The 12,604-nt window shown below is 60.1% G+C and carries 10 protein-coding genes; 4 read left to right on the top strand and 6 right to left on the bottom strand.

Going from position 1 to position 12,604, the window contains the following annotated elements; all coding sequences use genetic code 11:
- The first annotated feature begins 170 nt into the window (after positions 1–170).
- The 3 genes from I9H07_RS18995 (at position 171) to I9H07_RS18985 (ending at position 6,463) form a co-directional block, all read left to right on the top strand.
- Positions 171–2,108, top strand: coding sequence for a DUF1302 domain-containing protein (locus tag I9H07_RS18995; RefSeq protein ID WP_236423423.1), 1,938 nt, complete (start codon positions 171–173; stop codon positions 2,106–2,108).
- A gap of 27 nt (positions 2,109–2,135) precedes the next feature.
- On the top strand, positions 2,136–3,500 hold the full coding sequence (locus I9H07_RS18990; RefSeq protein WP_236423421.1) for a DUF1329 domain-containing protein: 1,365 nt from the start codon (positions 2,136–2,138) through the stop codon (positions 3,498–3,500).
- 230 nt (positions 3,501–3,730) lie between these two features.
- Positions 3,731–6,463, top strand: a complete 2,733-nt coding sequence (locus tag I9H07_RS18985; protein ID WP_236423420.1) for a LuxR C-terminal-related transcriptional regulator — start codon at positions 3,731–3,733, stop codon at positions 6,461–6,463.
- Positions 6,464–6,476: 13 nt separating this feature from the next.
- Here the strand turns inward: I9H07_RS18985 and I9H07_RS18980 are convergent, their stop codons facing one another.
- From I9H07_RS18980 to rutA, 6 genes are all read right to left on the bottom strand, one after another.
- Positions 6,477–7,658 (bottom strand): HD-GYP domain-containing protein, encoded by a 1,182-nt coding sequence (locus I9H07_RS18980; RefSeq protein WP_236423418.1) that lies wholly within the window; start codon positions 7,656–7,658, stop codon positions 6,477–6,479.
- A 293-nt stretch (positions 7,659–7,951) separates the two neighbouring features.
- Positions 7,952–8,512 (bottom strand): NADH-dependent FMN reductase RutF, encoded by a 561-nt coding sequence (gene rutF / locus I9H07_RS18975; protein WP_024675565.1) that lies wholly within the window; start codon positions 8,510–8,512, stop codon positions 7,952–7,954.
- Positions 8,513–8,525: 13 nt separating this feature from the next.
- Positions 8,526–9,305, bottom strand: a complete 780-nt coding sequence (gene rutD, locus I9H07_RS18970) for a pyrimidine utilization protein D (RefSeq protein WP_236423416.1) — start codon at positions 9,303–9,305, stop codon at positions 8,526–8,528.
- Positions 9,306–9,337: 32 nt separating this feature from the next.
- A complete protein-coding gene (rutC, locus tag I9H07_RS18965) occupies positions 9,338–9,721 on the bottom strand; it encodes a pyrimidine utilization protein C (protein ID WP_024675567.1) in 384 nt (127 codons plus the stop codon).
- Positions 9,722–9,731: 10 nt separating this feature from the next.
- Positions 9,732–10,472 carry a pyrimidine utilization protein B gene (gene rutB, locus I9H07_RS18960; protein ID WP_236423415.1) on the bottom strand — a complete coding sequence of 247 codons (741 nt, stop codon included), beginning with the start codon at positions 10,470–10,472 and terminating at the stop codon, positions 9,732–9,734.
- Positions 10,472–11,554, bottom strand: coding sequence for a pyrimidine utilization protein A (rutA, locus tag I9H07_RS18955; protein ID WP_058392384.1), 1,083 nt, complete (start codon positions 11,552–11,554; stop codon positions 10,472–10,474). Before rutA ends, rutB begins: the two co-directional genes overlap by 1 nt.
- Positions 11,555–11,837: 283 nt before the next feature.
- Here rutA and rutR point away from each other — a divergent pair, with 283 nt between their 5' ends.
- Complete coding sequence (gene rutR, locus I9H07_RS18950) at positions 11,838–12,566, top strand: pyrimidine utilization regulatory protein R (protein ID WP_024675570.1); 729 nt, start codon at positions 11,838–11,840, stop codon at positions 12,564–12,566.
- The last annotated feature ends 38 nt before the right edge of the window (positions 12,567–12,604 follow it).

Raw genomic sequence — 12,604 nt, 5'->3', positions numbered from 1 at the left:
GCGTTGGTTCTGCAAATCACCCTTTAGAGGGATCAAGTGGCGGAGTCTGCTGGCTATAGTCGCCACAGGGAATGAGCGACCGCGGACCTGGCGTGTGAGTGGATTCGATGACTGAATCGTTTTCCGGATTTTCCCACTGCCATAACAATAAAACACACGGAGTAGCATCGATGACTACCACAACCCTGTTCTGGCGGCGGGCCAAGCTGCCGCTGGCCGTGAGTCTTGCTTCGTCACTCGCCGGCCCGGCGTTCGGCGTGACGTTCAATGTCGGCGAAATCGAAGGCAGTTTCGATTCCTCGCTGTCAGTGGGGGCCAGCTGGTCGACTGCCAGCCCCAACAAGAACCTGATCGGCGCCAACAATGGCGGGCGGGGGCTTTCGCAGACGTCCGATGACGGTCACTTGAACTTCAAGCGTGGGGAGACGTTTTCGAAGATATTCAAGGGCATTCATGATCTGGAGCTGAAATACGGCGACACCGGTGTGTTTTTGCGTGGCAAATACTGGTACGACTTCGAACTCAAGGATGAAAACCGCGAGTTCAAGGACATCAGCGACTCGGGTCGCAAAGAGGGCGCCAAGTCGTCCGGGTTCCAGTTGCTCGACGCCTTCGTCTATCACAACTACTCGATCGCTGATCAGCCGGGCGCAGTGCGCTTCGGCAAGCAGGTCATCAGTTGGGGCGAAAGTACCTTCATCCAGGGCGGTATCAACAGCGTCAACCCGGTCGATGTCTCGGCCTTCCGGCGTCCAGGTTCGGAAATCAAGGAAGGCCTGATTCCGGTCAACATGTTCTACGTGTCGCAGAACCTGACCGACAACCTGTCTGCCGAGGGTTTCTACCAGCTCGAATGGGACCAGACCGTTGTCGATAACTGCGGCACCTTCTTTTCGCAGCCGGACGTGATCGCGGATGGCTGCAACAGCAACCTCGCGGTATTGCGCAGCCGCAGCGGCCTGAACAGTTCGCTGGCCGCCGCCGGTCTGCCGGCAGGTGCGCGCGGGGCGGTTTTCAACTCGCTGTCGCAGCAGGGCGTGGTGTTCGGCAACCCGGATGAGGGCGCGGTGGTACGTCGTGGCGGTGATCGCGATGCGCGTGACAGCGGCCAGTTCGGCTTCGCCATGCGTTACAACTACGAGCCGCTGGACACCGAGTTCGGCGCCTACATGATGAACTACCACAGCCGCGCGCCGATTTTCAGCGGCCGCGGTGGTTCGGCTGCATCGTTCAGTCCGCAAGGGCTGGTGGGATCGCTGGTTCGCAACGGGATTCCGGTCGCCACCGCTACACGACTTGCGCCAACGCTGCTTCCGGTCGTGGTGGCGGGCAACTCCAGTTACTACGTCGAATACCCCGAAGACATCCGTCTGTACGGTCTGAGCTTCTCGACCACCTTGCCCACCGGCACCGCCTGGAGCGGCGAGATCAGCTACCGTCCCAACGCGCCGGTTCAAGTCAACACCACTGACATCCTGTATTCGGGCATTTCGCCGCTCAACCCCAACGTGTCGCTGCTGAGCGGACGGCCGAACACCGACCAGCCGGGTTATCGCCGCAAGGAAATCACCCAGCTGCAAACCACGTTCACCCAGTTTTTCGATCAGGTCATGGGCGCAGAGCGTCTGACCCTGGTGGGCGAGGTGGGCTGGACCCACGTCGGTGGTCTCGAAAGCACGTCGAAAATCCGCTATGGCCGCGACCCGGTCTATGGTCCGGGTCCGCTGCCTGGTGGCCAGTGCGCGACCCTCAACGCCGGCACGCTGACTGGCGCAGAGCAGAACAACCTGACTCGCTATTGCGAAGACGACGGCTTTACCACGGCCAACTCGTGGGGTTATCGCGGTCGCGCCATCTGGGACTACAACAGCGTGTTTGCCGGGATCAACCTCAGGCCGAGTGTGGCCTGGTCGCATGACGTCAAAGGCTACTCACCCGGCCCGGGCGGCAACTTCGAAGAGGGGCGCAAGGCGGTCAGTCTGGGGCTTGATGCCGAGTACCAGAACACCTACACCGCGAACCTTTCCTACACCAATTTCTTCGACGGCAAGTACACCACGGTGGACGACCGGGATTTTGTAGCGCTCAGCTTCGGCATGAACTTCTAAGCACATGTTTTCAGGATGACGACGAACATGAAAATAACAAAAGGTCTGTTGCAAGCCGGTGTACTGGGAATGTCGTTGCTGGCAACCGGAGTGATGGCGGCGGTATCCGCGTCCGAAGCGGCAAAGCTGGGCACCTCCCTGACCCCGATGGGGGCGGAAAAAGCCGGTAATGCGGCCAATACGATTTCTGCCTGGACCCCGATGCCGAAAAATGCCGGTGCGGTCGACAGCAAAGGGTTCCTGGCCAACCCGTATGCCAGTGAAAAACCGCTGTTCATCATTACCGCGGCCAACGTCGAGCAGTACAAGGACAAGCTGGCACCGGGTCAATACGCGATGTTCAAGCGTTACCCGGACAGCTACCGCATTCCGGTCTACCCGACTCATCGCGGCGCTACGGTGCCGGATGAAGTGTTCGCCGCGATCAGGAAAAACGCGACTACCACCAAACTGGTCGGTGGCGGCAGCGGTCTGGAGAATTTCGACACGGCCATCCCGTTCCCGATTCCGGCCAGCGGTGTCGAAGTCATCTGGAACCACATCACCCGTTACCGGGGTGGCAGCGTGAAACGTCTGGTCACGCAGGCGACGCCGCAAGCCAATGGCTCTTACAGCCTGGTGTATTTCTCCGATCAGTTCGTGTTCCGCGACAAGATGAGGGATTTCGATCCGAAAAATCCGGGCAACGTGTTGTTCTACTTCAAGCAGGAAGTCACGGCTCCGGCGCGGCTGGCCGGGGGCGTGCTGCTGGTGCATGAAACCCTCGATCAGGTGGCCGAACCTCGCTCGGCATGGCTGTATAACGCCGGTCAGCGCCGCGTGCGGCGTGCGCCGCAGGTGTCCTACGACGGGCCGGGTACGGCGTCCGACGGTCTGCGTACCTCAGACAACCTCGATATGTACAACGGCGCCCCGGATCGCTATGACTGGAAGCTGATCGGCAAGCAGGAAATGTACATCGCCTCCAACAGCCACAAGCTGGACGATCCGACGCTGAAATACGCCGACATCATCAAGGCCGGGCATATCAATCAGGACCTGACCCGTTACGAGCTGCGCCGGGTCTGGCACGTGACTGCAACGCTCAAGGAAGGTCAGCGGCATATCTACGCCAAGCGCGACTTCTTCATCGACGAAGACACTTGGCAGGCGGCGGTGATCGACCATTACGACGGGCGTGGTCAGCTGTGGCGGGTCGCCGAAGCGCATTCGGAAAACTACTACGACAAGCAAGTACCGTGGTATGCCGTCGAAACCCTGTATGACCTGCAATCCGGCCGCTACGTGGCCCTTGGCATGAAAAACGAAGAGAAAAAGGCTTACGAGTTCGGTTTCACGGCGGGCACCAGCGACTTCTCGCCCAATGCGTTGCGTCAGGAAGGCGTGCGTTGATCACACCGGGTAAACGCATGTAGCGACGGTTGATACATAGCGCAGGCCGATAAGCTGTTGATTCGCATGAGAGCCCCTTGAATGGGGCTTTTTTGTGCCTGTTCAGGCGGCTTATAAGCTGTAGGAATTTTGTTACAGTCTTTTCGGTGATGGACTTTCAAAGGTGGCGTTTTACCCGCTAGTCTCCGAACACCGCGACGCCGAACCAACGATTCTCACACGAGCCGGCCATGACCGATCTGTCCCGCATGCAAGGGTTTGCAGACAGCGCAATTCCTGCGCTGGAAGGGCGATTCTTTCGTCCACCGCTGCCAGAGGGCTACGTTGCACGCGCCCGCCTGTGTCAGCGCCTCGACGCCGGGTTGAGCGGTCGTTTGCTGTTGATCTGCGCGCCGGCCGGGTTCGGCAAGAGCTCACTGGCGGTGGAGTTTTGTCAGGGCTTGCCCGACCAATGGCAGAACATATGGCTGGGGCTGAGTGCCCGGGACAGTGATCCGGGGCGCTTCCTTGAACGGCTGCTCGCCAGCCTTCAGCAGTTCTTTCCGCAACTGGGTGCCCAGGCGATGGGCCTGCTGAAAATGCGTCAGCGGCATCAGCCGTTTGTGTTCGAAGAATGGCTTGAAGGTTTACTCGACGAGTTGGCCATGCACCTGATGCTTAGCAAGCCGCTGTTGCTGGTGCTCGATGACTACCATCTGGCGCAGGGGCCGGTGCTTGATCGCTGTCTGCAGTTTTTCCTCAACCATCTGCCGGTCGGTCTGGTGGTCATGGTGACCAGCCGCCAGCGGCCGGATTGGCACCTGGCGCGCCTGCGTCTGTCGCGCCAGCTGCTTGAAATCGGCGAGCAGGATCTGCGCCTGACGCATGCCGAGTCCATCGCGGTACTGGACCAGCCGGGTCGCACGCTTGACAGCGAGACGCTGCACAGTCTGATCGTGCGCAGCGAAGGCTGGGTGGCGGGGCTGCGATTCTGGCTGCTGGCGGCCGCTGAAGCGGGCGATGGCAACGCCTTGTCGCAGGCGTTGCGTGGCAGTGAAGTACTGATTCGTGAATACCTGCTCGAAGAAGTCATCGACTGTCTGCCTGCCGATGTTCAGGCGTTCCTTTACGACACGGCGTGCCTGGAGCGTTTTTGCTTCGAACTGTGCGACGCCGCCCGTGACAGTCACGACAGCGAAAATATGTTGCGTTACCTGAAAGCGCATCAGGTGTTTCTGGTGCCGCTGGACGAACAGGGCCGCTGGTTTCGCTATCACCATCTGTTCTCCGATCTGTTGCGCGCGCGCCAGGCGGGGGGAACGCAACCGACTCGTCTGCACCTCAACGCCTGCCGCTGGTTCAGTGCTCAGGGCCTGCTGGACGAGGCGGTCGAGCAGGCCCTCCGCGCCGGGCATCTGGATGTCGCCGCCAATCTGGTGCAAAACCTCTCCGAAGAGCAATTGCTGGCCGAGCAGAATGTCGGCATGTTGCTGCGCTGGAAGATGGACCTGCCGGACGACCTGCTGACCAGCACGCCGCGCTTGATCGTTCTCTATGCATGGGCGCTGGGGCTGGCGTGTCAGCTGGACGCTGCGGAGGAACTGGCCAGTCAGTTGAGTCGGTTTCTGCCCGCGCCGTCTGCCACTGCACAGAAATCCATGCTCGCCCAATGGCTGGCGCTGAGCGGCATCATTGCGCGCGGGCGTGGCGACAGCGAAAAGACCGAGCACTGTTGCCGCGAGGCGCTGCTCACACTCCCGGAAAAACGCTACGGCCAGCGGCTGGTCTGCCTGTCGACGCTGGCCAACCTGGCGATTGCCAACGGGGATCTCTGGCGTGCCAAGGTACTGAACCGCGATGCACTCGAGCTGGCGCAGCGGGTAGCCAATCCGCTGTTCGAAGCGCTGGCGCATTATGACCGGGCCAGAGCGCTGCAAGCGCGGGGCGAAATCAGGCGGGCGATTGAAGAAGTACGCCAGGGGCAGCAGCGACTCAAAGGCTTGTCCAGCGTCCGGCTGTACGCCGTTCGCGCACGTCTGACGTTATATGAAGGCTACCTGCTGACTTTGCGCATGCAGGTCGATGAGGGGCGAGCACTGCTGCTTGCCGGTCTGGCCGAAGCACGCGCCTGCCGTGACATCAGTGTGCTGATCGGGCATTGCGTGATCGCCACGATGGAAGGCTGTGCCGGCCGTTTTACCGAGGCGTTTGCCGAACTCGCCGAAGCCGAAAGGCTGATGCACATCTGGGACGTGCCACCGATTTATTACCTGGGCATGATCACCCTGGTGAAGTGCGAGCTGTGGCTGGTGCAGGGGCGCATCGATCTGGCCGAGGCCTGGTTGCTGCGTCTGACCCATACCTACAACGGCGGCCTCGGCGCTGCGGCCCCGGAGTGTCACCCGCAATTGCCGCAGCACATTGAATTGCAGCGCGCCGCACTTGAGCGATTGAAAGGCGAGGGCGATGCCAGTGAACGGCGTTTGCAGACACTTGAGCGGCGGGCTGAGGATGTCGGTTCGCAGTTGTTGCGCCTGATCGCCATGACCCAGCAGATCGGGTTGCTGCTCAGGCAGGGGCGGCAGGAACAGGCCGCTGCCCTGTTACTGCGCAGTTTGCCGGTTGCGGCGGGAGGCGCGCTGCTGCCGTTCAGGATCCTGCTCGGCGAGCATGCCCAGTGGCTGCAGGAGCAACTGCTTCAGGCACCACCCGGCACAGTGCGCGATGCCTTGCTGGAAAAACTCCCGGCCTGCGCTGCTCGCGTCTTGCCAGAGCCTGCGCATGGCAGCGATTGCCTGAGCGTGCGGGAACTGGGCGTGCTGCAACTGATTGCCCAAGGCTGCTCGAATCAGGAAATCAGCGAGCAACTGTTCATTTCCCTGCATACCGTCAAGACCCACGCCAGCCACATCAACAGCAAGCTGGGCGTCGAGCGGCGTACTCAGGCGGTGGCGAGGGCGAAAACACTGGGCTTGCTGGGGTGAGTGTGCCGGGCGATCAGTCTGCCTTGCCTGCCCACAGCGTATCGATGTCCCCCAGCCCCCAATCGGCTGGTAATTCGATTTTCACGATGGCGTCGCGCTCTACAGAATCTTCAAGGTCGATAATCTGCGCTGCGAAGATCTTGCCCGTGTGGGCGGACATGAATACTTTCACTTTCGGCTTCAACAGGGATTTTTCACTCTGTTCGATCACCACGCCCAGACGTCCGCTTTCCAGCCGCACCAGCGCGCCGATCGGGTAGATGCCGACGGTTTTGACGAAGCTCTGAAACACCACGTCGTCGAAGTGGCCTTTCCACGAGGCCATTTCGCGAATCGAGTGGGCGACGCCCCAGCCTTTTTTGTAAGGCCGGTCGGAGGTGACGGCGTCATACACATCGCACACCGCACCCATCCGGGCAAAGAGGCTGATCTCATCGCCTTGCAGGCCATGCGGGTAGCCTGAGCCGTCGACTTTTTCGTGGTGATGCAGGCAAACGTCCATGACCGTCTGCGCCACCGGCTGGTTTTCCTTGAGGATTTCCAGGCCCAGTTCCGGGTGGGCTTTCATGACCGCGAATTCCTCGCTCGTCAGCCGGCCGGGCTTGTTGAGCACTTCCGGGTCGATCATCATTTTGCCGACATCGTGCATCAGTCCCGCCACGCCTGCTTCGCGTATCTGTTCATCAGGCATGCCCATGCGCCGGGCGAGCGCGACCATCAGCGCACAGACCGCCACTGAATGCATGTAGGTGTATTCGTCCGACGTCTTCAGGCGCGACAGGCTGATCAGCGCATGAGGATGGCGCAGAATGGAGTCGGATATTTCCTCGACCAGCAGCAGTACATCGTCAATATCCATCGCCCTGCCCATGCGGGCTTCGGTGAACATGTTCATGACGGCGTCTCTGGCTCTGCCGCAAATGGCCCGGGCGCGCAGCACTTCCTTGTCCAGACTGACCGGAGCGGTGTCACTCGAGGTGGGTGCCGTGATTACAGGCGTTTTGATTGCGCGGTATTTGGTGGTCTCAATCCAGACTTCCCGTGTGTCTGACTGCTGAATGCGCTTGAGCACTTCGACGTCTTCAAGCACCACTTCGACCAGGCCTATCCAGAAGGGATCGTTGGTCCACGCGCGGCAGAATTTATGAATGTGCATGCCAAGGGCAAGCTGGTCGACGGGAATTTTCTTTAACATGCTCAGTCACCCGTGTGCATTGACATCAGGGGTCGCGGGCCAGGGTAATGAGCAGACAGCAGCGTACTTGCTGGCGCAAGCAGCGTGCCGGGTTTACCGATCGCCATGATTTCACCTCATTGACCACAAGGATCATCCTGATCTCGTAATGCCAGTATACGGGGCTGTCTGTGGAAAAATCATGTCTATTTATTGAGCGTCAACAACTCGCCGGTTGCCTTGTGACAGCGTCCGGAAAACGCGTGTTTGAAGGTTTTCTGACACAGAAGACGTCTGAGCACCGCCCGTTGTGTTCAAACAGTGGCCGTCGTACCTGGCAGGCTGTGGTATCGGCGACCAAAATAAACCAGTGCGTCAGTTTCATTGTGGTGTCTGATATCCACGACTTCGCAGAACAGAATGTCATGCGTGCCGACGCTGACCGACTGCGTCACCTGACAGTCGAGGGCCAGTTTGGCACCTTCCAGCATGGGCGAGCCCGTCACGCCGCTGTGCCACTGACCCGCGGCAAAACGCTCCTGCTGTGAGGTCTTGCCGCCGAACAGGCTGGACAATGCCTGCTGGCTGTTATCCAGCGTGTTGACGCACAGCGTGCCATTGCCGATAAACGTGTCATACACCGATGCCGAACGGTTGATACACACCAGTAACGTGGGTGGCTGATCCGTCACACTGCACACGGCAGTGGCGGTAAAGCCTGCTCGCCCGCCGCAGCCATCGGTGGTGATGACGTTGACTGCTGAGGCCAGGCTGGACATCGCATTGCGAAAGTCCTGCTGGCTGACCGCTGGACTGTCAGCGGGCAAAAGGGGGCTGTCCGGGTTTTGGGCATGAAGTTGAGTCTGGGTGCGCATGGCAAGCATCCTTTCAGGAGCGAGTGTTGAGAAAATCGAGCACGGCGCGTCGAAACGGTGCCGGGTCGCTGATGCTGGAGGCGTGACCACCGTATTCCAGCAACGCCAGCCTGGCGTTCGGCAATGCCTCGGCCAGATGCAAGGATTGCTGCCACGGCACCAGCATGTCGTCGCGGTTGGCGATCAGCAGCGTCGGCGTATTTATGCGCGTCAGCTGCGCCTCGATATCGAAGGTTTCCAGCGCATTGATACGCCGCAGGAGGTTGTCGGTGTCGGGAAAGTGCGCCAGCGCATGGGCTTCGTCGTAGGTCAGGCGGGCGCTGTTGGCAGCAATCCAGTCAGCCGGATAAAGGAACAGCGCCTGAGCTTGCACATAGGCTTCAGGTCCGCTGTTCAACAGCAGTTGCCTGCGGATGGAGAAACAGCGCGCGCTGTGTGCATTCGGGCTGCTCCAGGCGTTGATCAGTATCTGGCTATGCAGCAATTCGGGACGCAACAGTGCCAGCTCCAGGCTGACCAGCCCGCCCAGTGCATGGCCCATGAAATGACAACGCTGGATGTTCAGCGTGTCGAGCAGGGTCAGCAGCTCGACGGCCATGTGCCGGATCGAGTAATCCGGCGCCAGCACCGCAGGGCTGCGTCCGGTGCCGGCGTGATCGTAGACCAGCACATGGTGATCGCGGGTCAGTGTCGACAGGTCATCCGCCCAGTAACGGCTGGACCCGCCCAACCCGGAGCTGAGCACCAACATCGGCGCATCGTCATGCTGGCAACGATGGATTTCATGAAACATGCGCGTTCTCCGGTCGGGCTTCAGATCGGTTTTCAGCCGATATGGGCGATGCTGGCGATTTCGATCAGGGCTTCGGGTTTCACCAGGCCGCACTGAATGCAGTAACGCGCCGGTTTTTCACCCGCGAAATACTCGGCGTAGACCTCGTTGACCTTGGCGTAGTCGGCCCAGTCGCGAATCATGATCATGTTGAACGTGACGTCATCCATCGTGCCGCCCGCGGCTTCGACCACGCTCTTGATGGTCTCCAGCACGTGGCGGGTTTGCGCGGTGGCGTCCCCGACATGCACCACATTGTTGTCTTTGTCGAACGGCAGCGTGCCCGAGACATAGAGCACGCCATCGGCCATGGAGCCCGGCACGAACGGGGCGATGGGTTTGCTGGTGCCAGCGGGAATGATCGCTTTCTTGGTCATGCTGAGGTCCTCACGAAGTGTGCCCGACAGGGGCGAAAGTGGTGCAGAAGTCATCGACGCTGGAGACCCAGCCGAAGAAGGTTTCAATGTTGAACAGCGCGGCTTGCTGAGCGAATTCGGGGCCTGCCTGATGGGTAGCGTCAGCCAGCACCACGCCGAAATATTCCAGGTGAAAACCGTCCCGCAACGTCGACTCGACGCAGACGTTGGTGGCGATGCCGGTGAACACCAGGTTGCGAATGCCACGGCTGCGCAGCACGCTGTCGAAGCTGGAGTTGAAGAAGCCGCTGTAACGGATTTTCGGCACCACAATGTCGCCAGGCTGCGGCGTCAGCTCGTCGACCAATTGATAGTCCCAGCCGCCCTTGGCCAGCAACTGGCCTTCGAGTTCCGGGCGCTTGCGCATGGTCTTCAGGGCGTTGGACTTGTGCCAGTTCGGCGAGCCAGGGCCACCGGCTTCGACATACGCCTGGTCCCAGCCATTCTGGAAAAAGATCACCGGAATGCCTGCTGCTCGTGCAGCGGCGCAGGCCTTCTTGATGTTGGCAATGACCGGTCCGGTGCTGCTGACATCGAACCCGGCCAGGTCCAGATAGCCGCCCAGTGATGCGTAGGCGTTCTGCATGTCGACCACCACCAGCGCCGTTTCGCCGAGCTTCATGCGCAAGGCTTCCGGACGTGCAGGCAACTCGCGTGCAGGTTGTTGATCCAGCGGCAGGTCGACGCCTGCGACCGTTGCCGACACGCTCATCACACCACCTCCTTGAGTTGGGTGATGTGTTTGCGGCTGGTCATCAGCGGCTGGATCTTCTGTCCGAAATCTTCGACGCCCTTGACGAAATCATCGAAGGTCAGCATCACGCCTTGCGTGCCCGGCACGCTGGCGACCTCATCGAGCATCTTCGCCACGTTGGCCCAGGACCCCACCAGCGTGCCCATGTTGATGTTGACCGCCGAGGTCGGATCGGCCATCTGCCGCAGGTTCGAACCTGCACTCTTGTCGGCCGCGCCTTTTTCGCTCAGCCAGGCGATGGCCTCTTCATCGGCACCTGCCTTGATGTGCTCCCAGCGCGCCCGTGCGGCTTCATCGGTGTCGTCGGCGATGATCATGAACAGCACGCAGGAGGTGACGTTACGGCCGGTCTTCTCGTTGGCTTCGAGCAGTTTCTGGGCGGTCGGTGCAAAGGCCGTAGGAGTGTTCACGCCTTTGCCGAAGCAGAAGTTGTAATCGGCGTATTGCGCCGAAAACGCCATGCCGGCTTCGCTCTGGCCGGCGCAGATCAGCTTCATGTCGGCTTGCGGGCGTGGGCTGACGCGGCAGTCCTGCATGCTGAAATGCTCGCCCTTGAAGTCGCTGCTGCCGGTGGCCCACAGGTCACGCAGCACCTGAGCGTATTCGGCAAGGTATTCGTAGCGTGTATGGAAAAACTCGTCGCCGGGCCACAGGCCCATCTGCTCGTATTCGGGCTTCTGCCAGCCGGTGACCAGATTGATCCCGAAGCGCCCGTTGGAGATCGAATCAATGGTCGATGCCATGCGTGCGGCGATGGCGGGTGGAATGGTCAGGGTCGCGACTGTGGCGAACAGCTGGATCTTGCTGGTGACTGCCGCAAGGCCCGCCATCAGCGTGAAGGACTCCAGGTTGTGTTCCCAGAACTCGGTCTTGCCGCCGAAGCCGCGCAGTTTGATCATCGATAACGCAAAGTCGAAGCCGTAGCCCTCGGCCTTCTGCACGATCTGCTTGTTCAGCTCGAAAGTCGGCATGTATTGCGGCGCGTTGCTGGAAATCAGCCAGCCGTTATTGCCAATGGGGATGAAGATACCGATGTCCATATAAGGCCTCTTTGCGTTAGTCGATGCCAGCCAATGTCGCTGGCACCCTGTGAATCCCTACCTGCATCGAGGACGTTGCATTAAGCGGGCCATAATTTTTTATTGTTTTTATTCAATGGCTTGAGAATTTATACGGTTTAGTTCAGACCATCTGGTCCGAATAAGAGCACTTGGTTTGTGCAGGGCGCACGCAGATAGGGCAGCGCTGACAGGGCATGTGATCCGTATCGACAAAACAGCTGCGCCCGTTAAGATGCCCGCTCATTTCGGCATCACTGGATGGATGTGCGTGAACAAGAAACCTCCCGTGGCTGAGCCTGCGAGCAAGCGTGTACGCAAGGTCAAGCCGGAAACCGTGGCCAAGACCACGCGCGAGCCCAGCGCCACTTCGCTGAAGCGGCGCATGCGTCTGATGGAAGGCAAGCGCACGCTGATTCTCGATGCGGCGCTGGAGATATTTTCCCGCTACGGCGTGCATGGCAGCAGTCTGGATCAGGTGGCGAGCCTGGCGGACGTTTCCAAGACCAATCTGCTGTATTACTTCAGCAGCAAGGACGATCTGTATCTGAATGTGCTGCGTCAGTTGCTTGAAGTCTGGCTCAGCCCGCTGGTGCATTTCACTGCCGACAAGGAGCCGGTGCAGGCCATCGGTGCGTATATCAGGGCCAAGCTGGAAATGTCCCGTGATCATCCGGCCGAGTCGCGCCTGTTCTGCATGGAAGTGATGCAGGGCGCGCCGTTGATTCAGGGCGAACTGCAACATCCGTTGCGCGATACCGTAGAGGCCAAGGTGGCCGTCATCCAGCACTGGATAGACAGCGGCCAGCTGGCGCCGATCAACCCGCACCACCTGATTTTCTCGCTGTGGGCGACCACTCAGCATTATGCGGACTTTCGTACCCAGGTCGAGGCCGTCACCGGCAAGACACTGGATGACCCGGCGTTTTTCGAAGAAGTGCTGGCCAGCCTGCGCAGCATGATGCTGGACGGCATCCTGCCGCGTAATGCCTGAATGCTTTTTGTCTCTCGCTGAACGGCGCACTCAGGAGG

This window comes from Pseudomonas syringae (assembly GCF_023278085.1).
GTDB classification, from domain to species: domain Bacteria; phylum Pseudomonadota; class Gammaproteobacteria; order Pseudomonadales; family Pseudomonadaceae; genus Aquipseudomonas; species Aquipseudomonas syringae_Q.
The sequence above is the reverse complement of the archived record's forward strand: the minus strand, read 5'-3'. Positions and strand labels throughout refer to the sequence as shown.